At 67.4% G+C, this 19,056-nt stretch carries 19 protein-coding genes; 10 read left to right on the forward strand and 9 right to left on the reverse strand.

Annotated features, from left to right (window positions below):
* Positions 1-98: 98 nt before the first annotated feature.
* Genes MARPU_RS04640 through MARPU_RS04650 form a run of 3 tightly spaced genes read left to right on the forward strand, consistent with a single transcriptional unit; the run spans position 99 to position 3,046 of the window.
* Complete coding sequence (locus MARPU_RS04640; protein WP_005220284.1) at positions 99-1,769, forward strand: glutamine--tRNA ligase/YqeY domain fusion protein; 1,671 nt, start codon at positions 99-101, stop codon at positions 1,767-1,769.
* A gap of 2 nt (positions 1,770-1,771) precedes the next feature.
* A complete protein-coding gene (locus MARPU_RS04645) occupies positions 1,772-2,347 on the forward strand; it encodes a DinB family protein (protein WP_005220286.1) in 576 nt (191 codons plus the stop codon).
* 24 nt (positions 2,348-2,371) lie between these two features.
* Entirely contained in the window at positions 2,372-3,046 is a 675-nt protein-coding gene (locus MARPU_RS04650) for a uracil-DNA glycosylase family protein (protein WP_005220288.1), read from the forward strand.
* Here MARPU_RS04650 and MARPU_RS04655 read toward each other — a convergent pair.
* Together MARPU_RS04655 and ruvB are read right to left on the reverse strand one after the other, a co-directional pair.
* Positions 3,025-3,657 (reverse strand): trimeric intracellular cation channel family protein, encoded by a 633-nt coding sequence (locus MARPU_RS04655; protein ID WP_005220290.1) that lies wholly within the window; start codon positions 3,655-3,657, stop codon positions 3,025-3,027. The two genes, MARPU_RS04650 and MARPU_RS04655, sit on opposite strands and share 22 nt — an antisense overlap.
* A 37-nt stretch (positions 3,658-3,694) precedes the next feature.
* Positions 3,695-4,735: a Holliday junction branch migration DNA helicase RuvB gene (gene ruvB / locus MARPU_RS04660; RefSeq protein ID WP_005220292.1), complete on the reverse strand. Its 1,041-nt coding sequence runs from the start codon at positions 4,733-4,735 to the stop codon at positions 3,695-3,697.
* Between the two features lie 169 nt (positions 4,736-4,904).
* Between ruvB and MARPU_RS04665 the strand changes: the two genes are divergently transcribed.
* A complete protein-coding gene (locus MARPU_RS04665; protein ID WP_005220294.1) occupies positions 4,905-5,222 on the forward strand; it encodes a hypothetical protein in 318 nt (105 codons plus the stop codon).
* A gap of 37 nt (positions 5,223-5,259) precedes the next feature.
* Here the strand turns inward: MARPU_RS04665 and MARPU_RS04670 are convergent, their stop codons facing one another.
* From MARPU_RS04670 to MARPU_RS17475, 4 genes are all read right to left on the reverse strand, one after another.
* On the reverse strand, positions 5,260-5,685 hold the full coding sequence (locus MARPU_RS04670) for a type II toxin-antitoxin system VapC family toxin (RefSeq protein ID WP_005220295.1): 426 nt from the start codon (positions 5,683-5,685) through the stop codon (positions 5,260-5,262).
* 186 nt (positions 5,686-5,871) lie between these two features.
* Complete coding sequence (locus tag MARPU_RS04675) at positions 5,872-8,385, reverse strand: glycogen/starch/alpha-glucan phosphorylase (RefSeq protein WP_005220297.1); 2,514 nt, start codon at positions 8,383-8,385, stop codon at positions 5,872-5,874.
* 76 nt (positions 8,386-8,461) lie between these two features.
* The gene (locus tag MARPU_RS04680) at positions 8,462-10,846 is read right to left on the reverse strand and encodes a phosphoketolase family protein (RefSeq protein ID WP_005220299.1); all 2,385 of its coding nucleotides are present in this window, start codon (positions 10,844-10,846) and stop codon (positions 8,462-8,464) included.
* Positions 10,847-11,070: 224 nt separating this feature from the next.
* Positions 11,071-11,574 carry an HMA2 domain-containing protein gene (locus MARPU_RS17475; RefSeq protein WP_156929228.1) on the reverse strand — a complete coding sequence of 168 codons (504 nt, stop codon included), beginning with the start codon at positions 11,572-11,574 and terminating at the stop codon, positions 11,071-11,073.
* A 267-nt stretch (positions 11,575-11,841) separates the two neighbouring features.
* Here MARPU_RS17475 and MARPU_RS17480 point away from each other — a divergent pair, with 267 nt between their 5' ends.
* The 5 genes from MARPU_RS17480 (at position 11,842) to MARPU_RS04705 (ending at position 15,730) form a co-directional block, all read left to right on the forward strand.
* Complete coding sequence (locus MARPU_RS17480; RefSeq protein ID WP_005220303.1) at positions 11,842-12,585, forward strand: hypothetical protein; 744 nt, start codon at positions 11,842-11,844, stop codon at positions 12,583-12,585.
* Complete coding sequence (locus tag MARPU_RS04690; RefSeq protein ID WP_005220304.1) at positions 12,582-12,929, forward strand: magnetosome protein MamC; 348 nt, start codon at positions 12,582-12,584, stop codon at positions 12,927-12,929. The genes MARPU_RS17480 and MARPU_RS04690 overlap by 4 nt, the downstream gene beginning before the upstream one ends.
* The gene (locus MARPU_RS04695) at positions 12,922-13,098 is read left to right on the forward strand and encodes a hypothetical protein (RefSeq protein WP_005220307.1); all 177 of its coding nucleotides are present in this window, start codon (positions 12,922-12,924) and stop codon (positions 13,096-13,098) included. The genes MARPU_RS04690 and MARPU_RS04695 overlap by 8 nt, the downstream gene beginning before the upstream one ends.
* Positions 13,095-13,520, forward strand: coding sequence for a hypothetical protein (locus MARPU_RS17850; RefSeq protein WP_005220309.1), 426 nt, complete (start codon positions 13,095-13,097; stop codon positions 13,518-13,520). Before MARPU_RS04695 ends, MARPU_RS17850 begins: the two co-directional genes overlap by 4 nt.
* A gap of 71 nt (positions 13,521-13,591) precedes the next feature.
* On the forward strand, positions 13,592-15,730 hold the full coding sequence (locus MARPU_RS04705; RefSeq protein ID WP_005220311.1) for a heavy metal translocating P-type ATPase: 2,139 nt from the start codon (positions 13,592-13,594) through the stop codon (positions 15,728-15,730).
* Between the two features lie 7 nt (positions 15,731-15,737).
* Here MARPU_RS04705 and MARPU_RS04710 read toward each other — a convergent pair whose 3' ends face one another.
* On the reverse strand, positions 15,738-16,088 hold the full coding sequence (locus tag MARPU_RS04710; RefSeq protein WP_005220313.1) for a cupin domain-containing protein: 351 nt from the start codon (positions 16,086-16,088) through the stop codon (positions 15,738-15,740).
* Positions 16,089-16,405: 317 nt separating this feature from the next.
* Between MARPU_RS04710 and MARPU_RS04715 the strand changes: the two genes are divergently transcribed.
* Positions 16,406-16,759, forward strand: a complete 354-nt coding sequence (locus MARPU_RS04715; RefSeq protein WP_005220315.1) for an HMA2 domain-containing protein — start codon at positions 16,406-16,408, stop codon at positions 16,757-16,759.
* Between the two features lie 94 nt (positions 16,760-16,853).
* On the opposite strand, the gene MARPU_RS16520 is transcribed toward MARPU_RS04715, so the two are convergent.
* A complete protein-coding gene (locus tag MARPU_RS16520) occupies positions 16,854-17,918 on the reverse strand; it encodes a DUF3298 domain-containing protein (RefSeq protein WP_005220316.1) in 1,065 nt (354 codons plus the stop codon).
* Between the two features lie 451 nt (positions 17,919-18,369).
* Positions 18,370-19,026, reverse strand: coding sequence for a thiol:disulfide interchange protein DsbA/DsbL (locus tag MARPU_RS04725; RefSeq protein WP_005220318.1), 657 nt, complete (start codon positions 19,024-19,026; stop codon positions 18,370-18,372).
* Positions 19,027-19,056: the final 30 nt, after the last annotated feature.

Genomic DNA, 19,056 nt, shown 5'->3' on the forward strand with positions numbered 1-19,056 from the left:
TGCTGCCCGCTGTCGATCGATCAGTCAGGCTGACGCCCAGGGGCGCGCGCGATAAAATATCCTGTTTGCCGTCCAACCCTTCGACTCCCCGAGACATCATGACCGACGCTGCCGAGCCGACCCGCACCAACTTCATTCGCCAGATCGTCGAAGCGGATCTGGCCGCCGGGACCCACGACCGGGTGGTGACCCGTTTCCCGCCCGAGCCCAATGGTTATCTGCACATCGGCCACGCCAAGTCGATCGCGCTCAACTTCGGGCTGGCCGAGTCGCTCGGCGGGCAGTGCAACCTGCGCTTCGACGACACCAATCCGCACAAGGAGAACCTCGAGTTCGTCGAGGCGATCAAGACCGACGTGCGCTGGCTCGGCTTCGAGTGGGGCGGGCAGGCGCGGTTTGCCTCCGACTACTTCGAGCGGCTCCATGGCTTCGCCGTCGAGCTGATCGAGCAGGGGCTGGCCTATGTCTGTGAACTCGACGCCGAGCAGATGCGCGAGTATCGCGGCACCCTCACCGAACCCGGTCGCCCGAGCCCGTGGCGCGATCGTCCGGTGGCGGAGAACCTCGAGCTGTTCGCGCGGATGCGCGCCGGCGAGTTCCCCGACGGCTCGCGCACCCTACGCGCGCGTATCGACATGGCCGCGCCCAACATCAATCTGCGCGATCCGGTGCTCTATCGCATCAAGCACGGGGTGATCCATCACCAGACCGGAGATGCCTGGTGTCTCTACCCGACCTATGACTTCACCCATCCGCTGAGCGACGCCATCGAGGGCGTCACCCACTCGCTCTGCACCCTCGAGTTCGAGGACCACCGTCCGCTCTACGACTGGTGCGTCGAGCATGTCTCGGTGCCGAGCCGGCCGCGTCAGATCGAGTTCAGCCGGCTCAACCTCGAGTACACCGTCACCAGCAAGCGCAAGCTCACCGAGCTGGTCGCCGAAGGGCACGTCGAGGGTTGGGACGATCCGCGCATGCCGACCATTGCCGGGCTGCGTCGGCGCGGCTATACCCCGGCGGCGCTGCGTGAGTTCTGCGAGCGCATCGGCGTGACCAAGTCGGAGAACCGGGTGGAGATGGCGATGCTCGAGAGCGCCATCCGCGACGATCTCGACGCCCACGCGCCCCGCCGTATGGCGGTGCTGCGCCCGCTCAAGGTGGTGCTGACCAACTACCCCGAGGACGAGGTGCTGAACATCAGCGCGGCCAACCACCCCAAGGACGAGACCCAGGGCAGCCGCGAGATCCCCTTCGGGCGCGAGCTTTATATCGATCGCGCGGATTTCGCCGAAGTGCCGCCGAAGGGCTTCAAGCGGCTGGTGCCGGGCGGCGAGGTGCGGTTGCGCAACGCCTATGTGATCCGTTGCGACGAGGTGGTGAAGGACGCTGCCGGTGAGGTCGTCGAGCTGCGCGCGAGCATCGATCCCGCCACCCTCGGCTGCAAGCCCGAGGGGCGCAAGGTCAAGGGGGTGATCCACTGGGTCGCCGCCGAGTACGCGGTGTCCGCCGAGGTGCGCCTCTACGACCGTCTGTTCCGGGTTGCGATGCCTGGCGCCGAGGGGCAGGATTATCGTGACGACATCAATCTCGACTCGCTCGAGGTGCTGGTCGGGTGCATGCTCGAGCCGAGCCTCGGCGGGGCGCAATCGGGCGAGCGCTTCCAGTTCGAGCGTGAGGGCTATTTCGTCGTCGATCCCGATTCAACGGCGCAGCGTCCGGTGTTCAATCGTACCGTGGGGCTGCGCGACAGCTGGGGCAAGGGGAAGTAGCCATGGCCGAGCGCGACGCGACCGATGCGAACCGATATCAGCTCCCGGCGCATGAGCGCCTGATGGTCGATCTCGGGATGCGGGCCTATGTCGCGTTCGCTTCGCCGGCGACGGTGCTGCGCCTGTTTCGCGCCGAGGCCGAGCAGGCCTGCGCCATCGCTGCCCGGCTCGACGAGCAGCAGGGACGGTGCGCCGCGCGGGTACGGCGGGTGATCGGTCTCGAGCCCGGTGGGCGTGACTGGTCGGTCTACATGGTGCTCGATCACCTGGTGATGGTGAATGCCGCCATCACCGCGCTGGTCCACGCGCTCTGCGTCACCCACGGCCAGCGCATCGAGATCGGCCATGCCGATGTCACCCCGCACGTCGACGCCGGTCCAGACCGGATCGACGCGTTGCGCGCCAGCGTCGAGCGTCATGCCGAGGTGATCGAGCGACTCGGCCCGCTCAATGCTCACGCGGTCTATCCCCATCCCTGGTTCGGTCCGCTCGACGCGCGCCAGTGGCATGCCCTGGCGGCGCTGCACAACCGCACCCATCGCGTGCAGCTGCAGCGGATCGCCCGTCGTTTCGACTGAACCCAGTCCCTTTCCAGGAATCCGATGTCCTCAAGTCTTCCTCCCGTTCCTGCCGCCGCCACTCCGGCGGACCGGCTCGTCGCTCTCACCCGTCTGCACCACGCGCTCGAGGACTGTCGGCGCTGTCCGGCGATGTTCGGCCCCTCGGTACACAGCGCCACCCTGATCTCGCCGGTGATGCTGGTCGGTCAGGCGCCGGGTACCCGCGAGATCGAGCAGGGGCTGCCGTTCTGCTGGACCGCGGGCAAGACGCTGTTTCGCTGGCTCGGCTCGATCGGCATGGACGAACCGGTCTGTCGTGAGCGGTTGCTGATCAGCGCCGTGTGTCGTTGCTTCCCGGGCAAGAACCCGAAGGGCGGGGACCGAGTGCCGGATGGCGAGGAGATCGTGCGTTGCGCCGAGTGGTGGCGCGGCGAGCTGGCGCTGTTGCGCCCACGGCTGATCATCCCGGTGGGCAAGCTCGCCATCGCCCAGCTGATGGACTTCAAACGGCTCAACGAGGTGGTCGGTCAGCAGTGGCGCTATCGCGACCCGGCCGGTTGGGAGGCGGACATGATCCCGCTGCCGCACTCCTCTGGGGCCTCGACCTGGTTCAAGATGGAGCCGGGCAAGACCCTGCTGGCCGAAGCGCTGGCGCTGATCGAGGCGCACCCGGCGTGGCGCGCGCTGCGCGCCGATCACTCCTTGGTGGTGAAGTAGGGCAGGCTGATCTCCCAGCGGATCGCTGCCAGCCGGAGCAGGAACACCAGGCTGCCGCCGGTGACGGCGGCGATGCTGGGGTTGATCTCCAGTTCGAGCATCGCCAGGAGCACCAGTGCGCCGAGCCAGGAGGCGGTGGCGTAGAGGGTGCCCTGGAACACCAGCGGTTCCTCGTTGCAGAGCACGTCGCGGAGGATGCCGCCGACCACCCCGGTGATCACCCCCATGAAGCTCGCCACCAGCCAGGGCGCGTCCCAGGCGAGCGCGGCCTTGGTGCCGGTGACGGTGAACAGCGCCAGCCCGAGCGCGTCGGGGATCAGGAACAGCCGCGCCGGCAGCGAGAACACCCGCGCCAGGAAGAAGGTGAAGAGCGCCGCGCCGAGGGCGACGATCGAGTAGGTCTGGTCGGCGATCCAGAACACCGGACGGTCGAGCAACAGGTCGCGCAGCGAGCCGCCGCCGAGCGCTGCGGCGAGCGCCACCACCACCATGCCGAACAGATCGAAGCGCTTGCGCCCGGCCTCGAGCACTGCGGCGGCGGCCATCATTGCCACCGCAGCGAGGCTGGTGCAGTACATCAGTAGATCGAGCGGGATGTGCAGTTGGGGCATGTCGTCACTGATTCCGTCGCCAAGAGGGCGGGCCGTCTCATTCCGTCGGTTGATCGAACAGCCCGGGTTCGACGTCGCGGCGCGCGCGCAGGCCGAAGTGGTCGTAGGCGATCTGGGTGGCCATGCGCCCGCGCGGGGTGCGCATCAGGAAGCCTTGCTGGATGAGGTAGGGTTCGAGCACGTCCTCGATGGTGCCGCGCTCCTCGCCGATCGCCGCGGCCAGGCTCTCGACCCCGACCGGGCCGCCGTCGAACTTCTCGATCACCGCCTCGAGTAGCCGCCGGTCCATGTGGTCGAAGCCCTGGGCGTCGACCTTGAGCATCTCCAGCGCGCGATCGGCGACGGCGGCGTCGATATGGCCGTCGGCGCGCACCTCGGCATAGTCGCGCACCCGGCGCAGCAGCCGGTTGGCGATGCGTGGGGTGCCGCGCGAGCGGCGCGCGATCTCACCGGCGCCGGCGGTGTCGGTGGCGATACCGAGCAGTCGCGCCGAACGCTCGACGATGGTGGTGAGGTCGGCGGGGGAGTAGTACTCAAGCCGCTGGACGATGCCGAAGCGGTCGCGCAGCGGTGAGGTCAGCAATCCGGCGCGGGTGGTGGCGCCGACCAGGGTGAAGGGCGGCAGGTCGAGCTTGATCGAGCGCGCCGCCGGCCCCTCGCCGATCATGATGTCGATCTGGTAGTCCTCCATCGCCGGGTAGAGCACCTCCTCGACCACCGGGCTGAGACGGTGGATCTCGTCGACGAAGAGTACGTCGCCCTCCTCGAGATTGGTGAGCAGCGCGGCCAGATCGCCGGGCTTCTCCAGCACCGGTCCCGAGGTCTGGCGCAGGTTGACCTGCATCTCCTGGGCGATGATGTGGGCGAGCGTGGTCTTGCCGAGACCGGGGGGGCCGAAGATCAGCACGTGATCGAGCGCCTCGGCGCGCGCCCGGGCCGCGCCGATGAAGATCTCCATCTGGTCGCAGACCGCCGGCTGGCCGACATAGTCGGCGAGCGTGCGGGGGCGGATGGCGCGATCGAGCGCATTGTCGTCGGTGGCGGCCTGAGGGCTGATGATGCGGTCTGGGTCAGTCATGTCGGACGGCGAGGGGAGGCAGGGAGTTGGTCAGATGCGCCTATGATAGGGGATGCGAGCATCTTCGTGCCGGAGATCGCGCCTCGATCGACGTGTGCGCCGGCGTGGCGTATGGTCCTCGCGCAGGCGAGAAGCGGGACGCTTTCAGTGAGCGAATTGAGGAGCAAGCATGCCAAACGAAAACAGTCGACTGCTGCTGGAGATCGACGCTGCGATCCGCGAGATCAACCGCCGCCACATCAATCCGGCGATCTCGGAGCTGACCCTGACGGATCTCAATCCGGTGATCGAGATGGTGGCGCGCGCGCGCGCGAGCTATCTGCAGGCGCTGTTCGAGATCGCCACCAAGAGCAACGGCGAGCTGCCGGGCAAGGAGGGAGTGGCGCGGCTGCATGCGTTGCGGATGCGCTACGAGGAACTGGTCAAGGGCATGCAGGCGCTGGAGACGGCGATCGAGCGTGAGTATCTGGATGTGCGCAAGCGCTGATTCAGGGTGACTGGAGCAGACCGTCGCCGAGACGGGGTCAGCCGTGGAGTTCGCGTACGAAGGCCTCGGGCGGCTGGACCTTGAGCGCGCTGCCGGGGAAGTCCTCGGGGTTGACGGTGATCAGGTAGTCGAGCCCCTGGGCGCGCGCGCACTCGTGGGTCAGGGCATCGTCGAAATAGTCCCAGCCGAGACCGATGGCCGCGTCGACGATGCCGGCGTCGACCGGGGCGATCTCGAAGAGTGTGCGCAGCCGGTCGAGTGCGCCGCGCGCCTGGCGCTGTCCCTGGGAGCGGGCGAGGAAGTCGTGCAGCGCGTCGATCGCGCTGGCACAGACATAGCCGCGTACGCGACCATCGGTGACCAGGGTGAAGGCCGCGCGTGCCGGATCATTGCCGGCGCTCTCCGTGGTCATGGCCGCGGTCAGCACGGTGACATCGAAGAGCGCCTTGGGGGTGTCGGACATCATTCGTTCCCTGTGGTAGTCGCCTGTCATGGCCGTCGAGTGGTCGGCATGCCGAGTGGATGCCCGGCGTCGCGGTCCATGCCGACGCGCCCCGCACCTGCGGGTACGGGGCTTTCGATCAGGAAACCCTTATAAGTCAAGACCTGCTGGCGTGACAAGCGTCACATTTTGTGCTCGGACGAATGGTCAGTGCTCCGTCTCCTGCCCGCTCTCCACCGGCAGCGGTTCGACCGCCCAGATCCGTTCGGCATATTCGCGGATGGCGCGATCGGAGGAGAAGTGGCCCATGCGCGCGACGTTGAGGATCGACATCCGCGTCCAGCGCGCGGGGTCGCGGTAGGCGCTGCTGACATGCTCCTGCGCCTCCAGGTAGGCGCGATAGTCGGCCAGCACCATGAAGGGGTCGTGGTTGACCAGCTGGTCGGTGAGCGGGCGGAACAGGCTGGTGTCGCCGTGCGAGAACAGCCCCGAGTTGATCAGGTCGATATCGGCGCGCAGCTCGGGGTCGCCGTGATAATGATCCCAGGGACGGTAGCCCTCGGCCTGGCGATGTGCCACGGTCTCGGCGTCCATGCCGAAGAGGAAGAAGTTCTCCTCGCCCACGGCGCGGCGGATCTCGATGTTGGCGCCGTCGAGAGTGCCGATGGTCAGTGCTCCGTTCATCGAGAACTTCATGTTGCCCGTCCCCGAGGCCTCCTTGCCGGCGAGCGAGATCTGCTCGGAGAGATCGGCGGCGGGGTAGAGTCGCTGGCCGTTCTTGACGTTGAAGTCGGGCATGAAGGCGACGCGGATGGTGCCGTTGACCTCGGGGTCGTGGTTGATCACCTCGGCCACGGCGTTGATCAGCTTGATCAGCAGCTTGGCGGCGAAGTAGCCGGGTGCGGCCTTGCCGCCGAAGATGAAGGCGCGCGGCACCAGGTCGTGATTGGGGTCCTGCTTGATGCGCTGGTAGGTGCGGATGATGTGCAGCACGTTGAGGTGCTGGCGCTTGTACTCGTGGATGCGCTTGGCCTGGACGTCGAAGAGCTGCACCGGGTCGAGATCGACCCCGGTGCGCGCGGCCATCCAGTCGGCCAGATCGCGCTTGGCGGCGCTCTTGATCTCGCGCCAGCGGGCCTGGAAGGCGGGGTCGTCGGCGTGCTCCTCGAGCCGGCGCAGCTGCTCGAGGTCGCGCGCCCAGCTGGTGTTGCCGCAGACCTCGCTGATCAGCCGCCCCAGCCGCGGGTTGCTGACCATGATGAAACGTCGCGGCGAGACCCCGTTGGTGACATTGGTGAAGCGCTCCGGCCAGAGATCGTGGAAGTCGCGCAGGATGGTGGTGCGCACCAACTCCGAGTGCAGCTCTGCGACCCCGTTGACCTGGTGGCTGCCGACCACCGCCAGGTGCGCCATGCGCACCTGGCGTTCGCCGTCCTCGCCGATCAGCGACATCCGCGCCACCCGCGCGTCGTCGGCGAAGAAGCGTATCCGCACCTGATCGAGAAAGCGCTGGTTGATCTCGTAGATGATCTCCAGATGGCGCGGCAGCAGCCGTTCGAGCAGCGCCACCGGCCAGGTCTCGAGTGCCTCGGGCAGCAGGGTGTGGTTGGTGTAGCAGAAGGTGCGGTGGGTGATCCCCCAGGCCTGCTCCCAGTCCATCCCGTGTTCGTCGAGCAATAGCCGCATCAGCTCGGCGATGGCCAGCGCCGGGTGGGTGTCGTTGAGCTGGGCGACGAACTTGCGGTCGAATCGCTCGATCGGTCCGACGGTGTTGAGATGCAGCCGGATCATGTCCTGGATCGAGCAGGAGACGAAGAAGTATTGCTGCTTGAGTCGCAACTCCTTGCCCGCCTCGGGCTCGTCGTTGGGATAGAGGATCTTGGAGATGGTCTCGGCTTCGATCTTGGCGTGCACCGCGCCGTAGTAGTCGCCGATGTTGAAGGCCTGGAAGTCGAGCGACTCGGCCGCTTCCGATTTCCACAGCCGCAACAGGTTCACGTTGTCGGTGCCGAAGCCGAGGATCGGGGTGTCGTAGGCCATGCCCTGGATCACCATCGCCGGTACCCAGCGGGTGCGCCACTGGTCATCGGCGTCGCGATAACGCTCGGTGTGCCCGCCGTAGCAGACCGGGAAGCAGATCTTCGGTCGCGGGATCTCCCAGGGGTTGCCGTTGCGCAGCCAGTTGTCGCTGACCTCGACCTGCCAGCCGTCCTCGATGCGCTGGTCGAAGATGCCGAACTCGTAGCGGATGCCATAGCCGATGGCGGGGATGCGCAGGGTGGCGAGCGAGTCCATGAAGCAGGCCGCCAGTCGCCCCAGCCCACCATTGCCGAGTCCCGGCTCCTCCTCCTCCTCGAGCACCGCGGTGAAGTCGAGTTCGAGTTCCTCGGCCGCCTCGCGCGCCGCCTGGGTGATGCCGAGATTGATCAGCGTCTTGGCCAGGTGCGGGCCGAGCAGGTACTCGGCCGAGAGATAGCAGACGGTGCGTGCATGGCTCGACTTGAACAGCTGCGCCGAGCGCACCCAGCGCTCGAGCAACCGGTCGCGCGCGGTGAAGGCCGCGGCCATGTAGAGGTCGTGAGGGGTGGCGACCTCGCGAAAGCGTCCCTGGATGAAGAACAGGTTGTCGATATAGGCCTGCTTCAACGCCTCCTTCGACATCCCGGTGCGGGTCGGCTCGCGGGGCTCGCAGGGTGACTTGGGTCGTTGCGCCTTGCTCATCGGTGACGCCTCAGTGTGGGGAGAAGGGAGATGCGTCGGGGCGGGGCGCGCGCTCACGCGCCCCGGTCGGATCAGCTCAATAAGGCCAGGTCCAATCGTCGACCTCGGGCTTGTCGACGCCGTGCTCGAAGGCGTAGTTGCGACACTCGATCTGCATGTCGCGCAGCCGCTCCTTGACGTGAGCGCCGGCCACCTGTAGCCGCGGCACGCGGTCGATGGCGTCGATGGCGAGGCTGAAGCGGTCGATCTCGTTGTTGATCGCCAGCTCCAGCGGGGTGTTGATGTTGCCCTTCTCCTTGTAGCCGCGCACATGCAGGTTCCTGTGGTTGGTGCGACGGTAGGCGAGACGGTGGATCAGCCAGGGATAGCCGTGGAAGTTGAAGATCACCGGCCGATCCTTGGTGAACAGGCTGTCGAAGTCGGCGTCGTCGAGCCCGTGGGGGTGCTCGCCGGCCGGTTGCAGACGGAACAGGTCGACGACGTTGATGAAGCGGATGCGGATGTCGGCGAAGTGCTCGCGCAACAGCGCGGTGGCCGCCAGCGCCTCCTTGGTGGGGATGTCGCCGCAGCCGACCATCACCAGGTCGGGCTCGCCGCCCTGGTCGTTGCTCGCCCACTCCCAGATGCCGATGCCCTTGGTGCAGTGCTTGATGGCCGCGTCCATGTCCAGGTACTGCAGGTGGTTCTGCTTGTCGGCGACGATCACGTTGATGTCGTCGCGGCTGCGCAGGCAGTGGTCGACGGTCGAGAGCAGGGTGTTGACGTCCGGCGGCAGATAGATCCGCGTGACCTCGGGGTTCTTGTTGACCACCACGTCGAGGAAGCCCGGGTCCTGATGGGTGAAGCCGTTGTGGTCCTGGCGCCAGACGGTGGAGGTGATCAGCAGGTTGAGCGAGGAGATGCGGGCGCGCCAGGGGATGTCCTCGCAGATCGACAGCCACTTGGCGTGCTGGTTGTACATGCTGTCGATGACGTGGACGAAGGCCTCGTAGGTAGCGAAGAAGCCGTGCCGACCGGTGAGCACATAGCCCTCGTACCAGCCCTCCAGCGTGTGCTCGGAGAGCATCTCCAGCACCCGACCGTCGGGTGAGAGTTCACCGCCGTCGGCGTCCTCCTCGCGATAGTCGCACAGCCACAGCTTCTTGCTCACCTCGTAGATGGCGTCGAGTTTGTTGGAGGTGTTCTCGTCCGGGCCGAAGACACGGAAGTTGTCCGCGTTGCGCGCCATCACGTCGCGCAGCATCGCCCCTAGGGGGCGGGTGTTCATCGCCCGCTCGGTACCCGGTCGGCCGATCGGCTGGGCGTAGTCGCGGAAGTCGGGCAGGCGCAGCGCGCGGCGCAGCAGGCCGCCGTTGGCGTGGGGAGTGGCGCTCATGCGCATCTCGCCGCTGGGCGCGAGGGCCTTGAGTTCGGGGCGCAATCGGCCCTGCTCGTCGAACAGCTCCTCGGGGCGGTAGCTGCGCATCCACGCCTCGAGTTGTTCGAGATGGGCAGGGTTGCCGTGCATCCCCGAGAGCGGCACCTGGTGGGCGCGCCAGAAACCCTCGACACGCTTGCCATCGACCGTCTTCGGCCCGGTCCAGCCCTTGGGGGTGCGCAGTACGATCATCGGCCAGTGGCAGCGGCTGGCCTGGCCGCTCTCGCGTGCCTGCTGCTGGAAGCCGCGGATTTCGGCGAGGCAGCGATCGAGTGTCTCGGCCATGCGCTGGTGCATCGCCATCGGGTCGTCGCCCTCGACGAAGTGCGGAGTCCAGCCGTAGCCGCGCATCAGGTTGCTCAGTTCCTCGTTGGGGATGCGCGAGAGCAGGGTGGGGTTGTTGATCTTGTAGCCGTTGAGATGAAGGATCGGCAGCACCGCACCGTCGCGGATCGGGTTGAGGTACTTGCTTGAGTGCCAGGAGGTGGCCAGCGGTCCGGTCTCGGCCTCGCCGTCGCCGACGGCGACCGCGACCAACAGGTCCGGGTTGTCGAAGGCGGCGCCGAAGGCGTGCGAGATCGAGTAGCCCAGCTCGCCGCCCTCGTGGATCGAACCGGGGGTCTCGGGCGTGCAGTGCGAGCCGATGCCGCCGGGGAAGGAGAACTGCTTGAAGAAGGCGCGCAGACCTTCCTCATCCTCGCTCTTGTTCGGGTAGACCTCGGAGTAGGTGCCCTCGAGATAGACCGGGGCGAGCACCCCGGGGGCGCCGTGACCCGGGCCAGCGAGAAAGATGGCGCGCTGGTCGTAGGCATTGATGATGCGGTTGAGATGGACGTACATGAACGACAGTCCAGGACTCGCGCCCCAATGACCGAGCAGGCGCTGCTTGAGGTGTTCCTCGCGCAGCGGTTCGCGCAGCAGCGGGTTGTCCCGCAGATAGATCATGCCGACGGCCAGGTAGTTGCAGGCGCGCCAGTAGGCGTCGATCCGCTTCAAAAGCTCTGGGGACAGGTTCGCGTCAGGATGCGCGACGGGGGTGACCATTGCAGACTCCTCAATCGGTGATTGCGTGAGTTCAGGGGATCACGATAGTCGATGGTCGGGGGGAAGGCCAGGCGGGATGGCCGAGTGGGGGACCGGCCGGGGAGTGAGAGCGCCACGGCGCCGCGATATCACGCAACCGCCTTGATGTCGCCTGATAATGCATTGAATATTAAAATTTTATGGCGCGCGACATCCGGGCGCGCGGGCGAGGTGCGTGTGTTCGCTCAGTGGCGCAGCGGCGAGAATGCCGTAACCATGAGGGTGCGAACGCGTGCGCGCGTGCGCTCCTGCCAGCAGCGCCAGACGTCGGCCATGATCCAGCGCGCCGCCTTGAGCTTGAGTCGGCACAGTGGACAGTCGCCGCGCGGGCGTCGGCGTTGCACGCGCTGGGGATGCGCTCTATTCCCCTTTGGCGTTTTTCGTATAGGATGAATGGCAGCAGAAGTCGCCGAGGGGCGCGATTGATGGATCAATGGGGTCAGGGTGGAAAGAATGGCGCTCGTCGGCAGTGGCTGGGACGCGTGATGGCGTACCACCAGACTGGCGCAGGCGGGGTTGCTGCGTACGCCCTCTACTCCGGGCAGGGCGCGCAGCGCCTTGACCAGTGTCGACGCTGCGGCGGGTTCGGTGAGCAGCAGCGGTACGCGCAGCCGCACGCGTCCCGGTACCTGGTGGCAGATCGAAATCGGGGGCAATTGCCCCTGGTGTGCTGCGGGTACGGACGGCATCGCTGGTTCCTCCGGGGAATACTCCAACCATCTCCAGACCCTTCGAGTCTAACCTCGGATCCCTCCTTATGCAAACGTAAATCGTTATTGTTTACGACGGACGGCTGCGTTAACTTTACTGTCCAGTCGGGACCGTCCGCCGTGGCATTGCGCTGTCCCCACCGCTCCGGTGTCAACCGGGCGGTCCGTGCATCGTGAGGTCGAGGGCGCCGATGGGCGCCGCCTCGAGTGCGGTGTCGCAATCCATCCATCCATAGCGGAGTCACCATGAGCGAACACAAGTCAGAGGCGCAGGCGCGACCGGACATGTCCGGAGGCGGCCAGGAAGGTGCGCCGGCGCGGCAGGCCGAGGGCCGCGACAGCGCGGCGGGACAGGGCACCCAAGCCGCCTGGTCGCCACAGGGGCAGGAGCCTGGTATGGGTATGCATGCCGGGCAACAGCAGGCCCCGCAGTCGGCCTGGGGTGCGCCGTCGCAGGGCGCCGCCGCAGCTCAGCCCCAGGGGCCACAGACCACTCAGGGTGGGTATGGGGCTCAGGCCGGCGGTCAAGCGCAATGGATGCCGGGGATGCCGCCGCCGCAGCCGTACCCGCAGCAGCCGTATCCGGGGCAGCCACCTCAGTACGGCTATCAGCCCGAGTACGGCTATCAGCCCGCTGGCATGCCACCTGGAGCCATGCCTTACCAAGGCGCGCCGCACCAGGGCGGGCAGCCGGAGTGGGCCGGTCATGGCGCGGTGCCGGGTGGCTATCCCCCGGGGGGCGGAACGCATCAGGGTTTCGGTGCCCAGCACGGCGCTGGCGCCGGGGTGGCGGAGCTGGTCGATGAGCTGGCCAATGGTGGCAACGGGCTCAACAGCCTCTCCAAGCTGATCGACTTTAACGATACCGATTTCTGGAAGGGCGCGCTGCTCGGCGCCGCTGCCGTGCTGGTGTTCACCAACGGCTCGGTCCAGCGCACCCTCTTCGGTGGCGCCAAGGGGCAGGATGACGCCGAGGAGCAGAAGGCATGAGCCAGCCTCCCGTCGTCTGGCCGGGCACCGCGCCCATTGCCCCGGCGATCAGCAGCGACTGCGGTTCACTGGTGCGGCTGGCTACCCTCGGCGCGGTGATCGGCGGCAGTCTCGCCGCGGCCCGTCAGGTCGATCGCATCCAGGCCGGCGAGCAGCTCCCCAACCTGGCCCTGGTCGAAACCGGCAAGAGCGCGGTGGCTGCGGGTGTGGCCACTGCCGCCGCCGGTGCCGTGGCCTCCACCGTTGCCGATCAGGGAGCGCTGCGGCTCGGGCTGATGTTCTTGGCCGGCTCGGCGGTTTTCTACGGGTTGCGTCAATGGACCGATGGGGATATGCATGACTGATCAACGTCAACGTCATCAGCACGGGGTCACAAAGAACATCGCCGAGGGTATCGGCGGTTTGATCACCGGCGCGGCACTGGTGATGTTGCTGCGTGGCCTGGTCAAGGCACGCAGCAACCGGCAACCGGCACCGAACAATGCACGACCGACCACAGGAGATTCGGCATGAGCAATCAATACGGCTATCCGGGGCAGGGCACCCAGGGCCAATCGGCGGGCGCCCCCCAGGGGCAGGCCCAGGGTGGACAGTATCAGCAGTATCACCAGGGTCAGGCTGCGGGTATCCCCTCGCAGGGGCAGGCCTCTTATTACCAGGGCTATCATGCGCCCATGGCGATGCAACAGCCCCAGTGGAATCCTCAGTATCAGCAGGGAACGCTGGCGACGCTGTCGCGTGACCGCTTCCTCAAGGGGTTGGTGATCGGCGCCGCGGCCACCTATCTGCTGACCAACGAGCAGGTGCAGCGCACCGCGATCAACGGCATGGTACGCGCCTGGGCGATGGTCCAGGGCGGGGTCGAGGAGATTAAGGAGCGTTTCGGCGACGCCGAGGCCGAGCTGCGTCACGCCTCGCAGCGCCAGGATCCCTGAGCGCCGTTCTCCCTCAGCCCGCGTGGGCGGGCGATCTCGTCCGTCCACGCCCAGTTCAGGATCCTGATCTCGTGACCCCTTCCTTGCCCGCGTTGCGCTATCGCGTCGTTCACCAGCTGCCCGGTCGGTTGCGGCTGCGTCTTCCCGCCCTCGGTGCCCCCGGCTATGCCTCGGACACGCTCGAACTCTGGCTCGATGCCCTGCCCGAGGTGCGCGAGGTGCGCGCCGGAGTGGCAACGGGTTCACTGGTGATCGAGTTCACGCCCACGCCCGAGGCGCACGCCCGCGTCATCGAGCGGCTGCGGGCCTATGTGCCCCATGTCGGTCACGACGCGCTGCCGGTGCCCGCCGGCGAATCCGACTCGGGGCTGGCGCCGGTGGCGACCTCGCTGTTGGCGCTGGCGCTGCTGCCGCTGTTGCCGCCGGGCTGGCGGTTGGCGCTGGCGGTGACCAGTGCCGCGCCGACGCTGGCGCGCGGGGTCGATACCCTGGTCAACGAAGGGGTCAAGGTCGAAGTGCTCGATGCCGTGGCGGTGGGGCTCTCGGCGGCGCGCGGCGAGGTCTATGCCGCTACCGTTACCGACCTGCTGCTGCGTCTCGGCGCCTATCTCGAGGAGCGCACCGCGCGCCGCTCCGATCGCATGCTGGCGCGGTTGCTGCGTCCGGACCCCGCGCCGGCCTGGGTCGAGCGCGACGGCGAGTTGGTGCGCGTGCCCGGCGATCAGGTCGAGGTCGGCGAGATCGTTCAGGTCGGACCGGGTGAGCGCATCGCAGTCGATGGTCGGGTCATCGACGGGGTGGCGCTGGTCGATCAGTCGGCGGTCACCGGCGAGGATGTACCGGTGCGCAAGTCGGTCTACCGTCGGGTGATCTGCGGCTCGGTGCTGGTCGAGGGACGGCTGCGCATCGAGGCCACCCAGGTTGGCGCCGAGACCACCTCGGCGCGGGTGGCGCGCTTCATCGGTGATGCGCTCACCAAGCGCTCGGTCACCCAGAGCGAGGCCGAGCGGCTCGCCGATCAGCGCGTCGCGCTGACCCTGGGCACGGGTGCTGCGGTCTATGCCGCCACCCGTGACCTGCGTCGGGTGCAGTCGGTGTTCCTGGTCGATTACGCCTGCGCGCTCAAGCTCGGCACCCCGGTGGCGATCAAGTCGGGGATGGCGCGCGCGGCGGGCAATGGGGTGTTGATGCGTGGTGGCGAGGCCATTGAGCAGCTCGCCGGGATCGATACCCTGGTGTTCGACAAGACCGGTACCCTGACCCACAGCGAGCTGGCGGTCACCGACGTCGAGGTGCTCGCCAGCCACCCGGGGTGCGACGAGTGTGACCTGCTCGCGCTGGTCGCCTCGATCGAGGAGCACGCCTCGCATCCGATCGCCAGCGCGGTGGTCGATGCCGCGCAGGCGCGCGGACTCGAGCACATCAGCCACGGCGAGGTCGACTATCTGGTCGCCCACGGACTCTCGGCCGATGTCGCCGGGGGGCGGATCATGATCGGCAGTCGTCACTATCTCGAGGAGCACGAGGGCATCGACTTCTCGCCTTTCGAGCCGCGTATCTCGAGTTTCCACGACGCCGGCAAGATTCTGCTCTTCGTCGCCAACCGCGAGGGCCCGGTCGGGCTGATCGCGCTACGCGACACCCTGCGTCCGGAGACCCCGGAGACGCTGGCGCGGCTGCGCACGCTCGGCATCGAGCGGCTGGTGATGATCAGCGGCGACCGGCGCAGCAAGGCCGAGGCGCTGGGGCGTGAACTCGGTTTCGACGCCGTGCACGCCGAGGTCGCGCCCGAGGACAAGGCGGCGATCCTGATGCGGCTGCAGGATGCGGGGGCCAAGGTCGCCTTCGTCGGCGATGGGGTCAACGACGGTCCGGCGCTGGCCGCCGCCGATGTCGGTATCGCCATGCCGCGCGGCGCCGACATCGCCCGCGCCACCGCCGACATCCTGCTCACCGAAGACCGGCTCGACGCGGTGGCCGACGCGCGTGCCCTGGCGCTCGGCACCATGCGACTGATCCGTACCAACTTCCGCGCCGCCGTCGGCATCAATACCGCGATTCTGGTCGGCGCGGCGAGTGGTCGAGTCTCGCCGCTGGCCAGTGCCGTGCTGCACAACGGTACCACCCTGGCGGTGCTGCTCAATGCCCTGCGTGGGGTGGACTTCGATGGTGTCGAGGAGCGTCGTCTCGCGCCGCCGGCCGACGACTGAGACGGCGTCAGCCGCGCTGCAGGTGCGCGCGCACCGGGGCGCCGAAGAAGGCCAGTACGGTGAGATCCTCCTCAATGTCGAAGAAGGCGTGACTGCAGGCGGCGTGCACGTACATCAGCGTGCCCTTCTCGACCAGTCGTACACTGTCGCCGACTCGCAGTTGCGCGCGTCCCTCGAGCACCAGATAAAGCTCATCCTCCTCATGGGCGCTGGCCATGTCCTTGGAGCCCGCCGGGAGGTGATAGACCGAGCAGGAGAGCGAGGGGGTGCGCAGGAATTCCTTGAAGGCGACACCGTTACGATCGACGCTCGAGACCAGGTCGTCGAGCTGGAAGAGGAGCCAGTCTGCTTCTTTCATGAAATCGTTCTAACGCTCCGCGAGCTTGAGATGGAAGAGGGAAGAGGGCGGGCGATCCCGCTGATTCAATCGAAAATAGCAAGGTTGTCGGCAAGAAACAAACGCGTGCAACCCTTGCTTAATCCCTGATCGAGAACTATTATCGATAACCGTTCGCGTTTGCGATGAGCGTCGGGACGACGACACCCCGACGAGCCGTTGCAAGAGTACGGCAGCGACGCGAAGCGGCACGGATTCGGTTGTTCCCGGGCCGGTGGGCGCCGGCGACAGGCCAGGCACATCGACGACCTTCCAGCGACGAGAGTACCGAGGGTTCCATGAGTCACTACATCCATCATGTTCCAGGGCGACTGCGCATCCGCTCGGCGGCATTGCGCTGTCGCTCGCTACTCGACGGCGAGGCGCGGCGTGAGCTGCAGGCACTCGAAGGGGTGACTGAGGTGCGCTTCAATCCGCGCGCCGCGAGCCTGACCCTGCTCTATGATCCGGCACGCATCGGTCGTGCCCAGCTGTTCGAGGCCCTCGAGCGTCATGGCTGCGTCGAGGTCGAGTCACGCTCGGGTAAGCTGGCGACCAGGGCCGGCACCCTGTTCGGCAAGGCGCTCGTCGGCGCCTTCGTCAACAAGGCGGTGGAGCGCTCGGCCTACAAGCTGGTGAGCGTGCTGCTCTGATCCCCATGGCCGCTCCGCCGTCGGCGTCGCAGTGACGGCGGGGCGCTCGGGTTCGACCCGCGCCATCGTCCGACTCCCGCGGTCGGTGCCCTCCTCAATGCGCGCGCAGGGGGCGTGCGAGCAGGTCGTCGATCTCGGCATAGGGGATCAGCACCCGCTGTGCGCCGGCGGCATAGGCGGCGACGGCGTAGGGCGGGAAGATCACCGTGAGCCCATCGGGGCCTGGCAACAACAGTTGATAGTTCTCCGCCACCGGCGCTGTGCCCTGGTTGACCCAGTCGGCATCGGCGCCGAGCAGGTCGCGTCCGGCGAGTGCTGCGCGACTGAGTCGGGCGAGCCGGACGAGCCAGTCGCTGTCGGCGCGGAAGAGTTCCGTCGGGTCGAGCGCACGGGCCTCGGACAGATCCAGCAGCAGCGGCGCGAACAGTGGCATGCCGTGCGCCCCGCCGTAATAGGCATAACCCTCGAACGCGATAACCTGCAGCGTCTTGGTGCGGTGGCCGGCCTCGCCCTCGAGCGCGAACGACCATGCCGGTCCGAGCGGCGGCTCGGGATCGGTCTGGCGTTCCTCGGTGTTGGCGAGGAAGGCGTTGACCTGATCCTGGACGAATGTACGCACCGCGCGGTTGATCGCCTCCGGCGCGCCGGTGAACACCGGATAGCTGGCCTCGAGCTGGTAGTGCGGGCCGCTGCGGGTGATCTGCGCCCTTGATGGAGCGGGCGCCTCGAGCTGACTCTGGAAGCGTTCGGTTATCTTTTGATTCGCCGCCTCCGTGCGATCGGCAAGGACCGGGTCGCTGGCCTCGAGGCGGTACGGGCCGTTGTGGGCGATGTGAGCCCGTGGCGAGGCGAGTTCCTCGATGCGTTGTCGATAGCGCTCGCGCAGACAGTCCCGGTCCGGGCCGCAGCGGTTGCGTGCGGCGAGCCAGCTGCGCTGGGTCTGGAGCAACGCCTCGCGCTCGGTGGGTGCGAGTCCCTCGCGCGCTGCGTAGTAGCGCTCTGTGAGTTGGGCGTCGAGCGCGTCGAGTCCGGCATCGGTGCAGATGGTGTGCTCGAGCGGGGTCGAGGCGCGGTTGCAGTCAAAGCCGGCGCCGGCACCGAGCGTCGGCAGGAGCGCGATACCGAGTAGCGCGGCGGTGCAGTAGCGCTTTACAGACATTCGATCGACTCCTTCATTGCCGTGTGTCGAGCCTCTCGCGGGCTCGGTCGGTGGCCTGAATATAGCGGCTCGAGCGTGCCTCGGTGGAGACCGCGCGGTCGTCGGGCAATGGCGGGCGGAGTGCTCGAATTCCGCGATGCTCTCCAGCGCCAGCCCCATGATGCCGTGCTGGCCCGAGCAAGGTTGTGTGTAATCCCGGTCCGCGTCGGACCTGCTCCACCATGTGTCGGTGCTCGATGGGTTTGCGGCACCGTGCCAGCTGCGGGCGCGGGAGTCCGACGTCGGGGCGCGATCGTGACGATGACCGTCAACGTCGGGGCGAGTGACCGCGAGACCTGTCCGGTGGCGATGGATGCCCGTGTACCCAAGCCGCCGCGGCCGCGCCAGCTGTCCGGGGGTGTGGCGGGCGTTGATTCGCGCGCTTCGCCCGACACCTCCCGCGTCGCTCGGGTCAGCCTGCCAGGCCTTGTTCGCGCGTCTGCTCGATCAGGGTCTCGGCGATACCGAGCAGTTCGCGATAGCTGCTCACCTCCTTGCCGAGCACCGCATAGCGACCGGCGACCGTCACCCGCGGCACGGCCTGGATGCGGTAGCGCTGCACCAGGCGGTCGCTGCGCGCGATCTTGGCCTGGATGTCGAAGGAGTCGAAGAGCGCGGCGAAGGCGGCGCGATCGAGTCCGCGCGCCTCGACCCAGTCGAGGATGGCGTTCGGGCTGTAGAGTCGGCGCCGCTCGCGGTGCAGTGCGTCGAACACCGCCTGGTCGTGCTGTTCGAGTGCGTCCGAGGCCTCCAGAGCGTAATAGAGCCGGGCGAGATTGGCCCAGGCGGTGCGCCCGAAGGTGACCGGGACACGGCGGAAGGCGACGTCCTCGGGCTGTCGGCCGGCCCACTCCTTGACGATCGGGTTGAGGTCGCTGCAGTGCGGACAGCCGTAGGAGAAGAACTCGAGCACCTCGATCTTGCCCGGGACGTCACCCGGCTGCGGTGGGTCGATGGGGCGCCAGTCCCGTCCCTCGGCCAATGGCGCCGAGCGGGCCGGCAGTGGCTCGGTGAGGGCGCCCAGCGTGCCCATCAGGATGAAGTTGAAGTGTCTGCGGCTCAGCGGCATCGATCAGGGTCTCCAGGGTGGTGGGCGGAC

It is taken from the genome of Marichromatium purpuratum 984 (assembly GCF_000224005.2).
Lineage (GTDB): Bacteria > Pseudomonadota > Gammaproteobacteria > Chromatiales > Chromatiaceae > Marichromatium > Marichromatium purpuratum.

Excerpts from the sequence above, each read along its gene's own strand:
- MARPU_RS04640 (WP_005220284.1), top strand. The coding sequence starts at position 99 with ATGACCGACGCTGCCGAGCCGACCCGCACCAACTTCATTCGCCAGATC.
- MARPU_RS04645 (WP_005220286.1), top strand. The coding sequence starts at position 1,772 with ATGGCCGAGCGCGACGCGACCGATGCGAACCGATATCAGCTCCCGGCG.
- MARPU_RS04650 (WP_005220288.1), top strand. The coding sequence starts at position 2,372 with ATGTCCTCAAGTCTTCCTCCCGTTCCTGCCGCCGCCACTCCGGCGGAC.
- MARPU_RS04655 (WP_005220290.1), bottom strand. The coding sequence starts at position 3,657 with ATGCCCCAACTGCACATCCCGCTCGATCTACTGATGTACTGCACCAGC.
- ruvB (WP_005220292.1), bottom strand. The coding sequence starts at position 4,735 with ATGACTGACCCAGACCGCATCATCAGCCCTCAGGCCGCCACCGACGAC.
- MARPU_RS04665 (WP_005220294.1), top strand. The coding sequence starts at position 4,905 with ATGCCAAACGAAAACAGTCGACTGCTGCTGGAGATCGACGCTGCGATC.
- MARPU_RS04670 (WP_005220295.1), bottom strand. The coding sequence starts at position 5,685 with ATGTCCGACACCCCCAAGGCGCTCTTCGATGTCACCGTGCTGACCGCG.
- MARPU_RS04675 (WP_005220297.1), bottom strand. The coding sequence starts at position 8,385 with ATGAGCAAGGCGCAACGACCCAAGTCACCCTGCGAGCCCCGCGAGCCG.
- MARPU_RS04680 (WP_005220299.1), bottom strand. The coding sequence starts at position 10,846 with ATGGTCACCCCCGTCGCGCATCCTGACGCGAACCTGTCCCCAGAGCTT.
- MARPU_RS17475 (WP_156929228.1), bottom strand. The coding sequence starts at position 11,574 with ATGCCGTCCGTACCCGCAGCACACCAGGGGCAATTGCCCCCGATTTCG.
- MARPU_RS17480 (WP_005220303.1), top strand. The coding sequence starts at position 11,842 with ATGAGCGAACACAAGTCAGAGGCGCAGGCGCGACCGGACATGTCCGGA.
- MARPU_RS04690 (WP_005220304.1), top strand. The coding sequence starts at position 12,582 with ATGAGCCAGCCTCCCGTCGTCTGGCCGGGCACCGCGCCCATTGCCCCG.
- MARPU_RS04695 (WP_005220307.1), top strand. The coding sequence starts at position 12,922 with ATGACTGATCAACGTCAACGTCATCAGCACGGGGTCACAAAGAACATC.
- MARPU_RS17850 (WP_005220309.1), top strand. The coding sequence starts at position 13,095 with ATGAGCAATCAATACGGCTATCCGGGGCAGGGCACCCAGGGCCAATCG.
- MARPU_RS04710 (WP_005220313.1), bottom strand. The coding sequence starts at position 16,088 with ATGAAAGAAGCAGACTGGCTCCTCTTCCAGCTCGACGACCTGGTCTCG.
- MARPU_RS04715 (WP_005220315.1), top strand. The coding sequence starts at position 16,406 with ATGAGTCACTACATCCATCATGTTCCAGGGCGACTGCGCATCCGCTCG.
- MARPU_RS16520 (WP_005220316.1), bottom strand. The coding sequence starts at position 17,918 with ATGTCTGTAAAGCGCTACTGCACCGCCGCGCTACTCGGTATCGCGCTC.
- MARPU_RS04725 (WP_005220318.1), bottom strand. The coding sequence starts at position 19,026 with ATGCCGCTGAGCCGCAGACACTTCAACTTCATCCTGATGGGCACGCTG.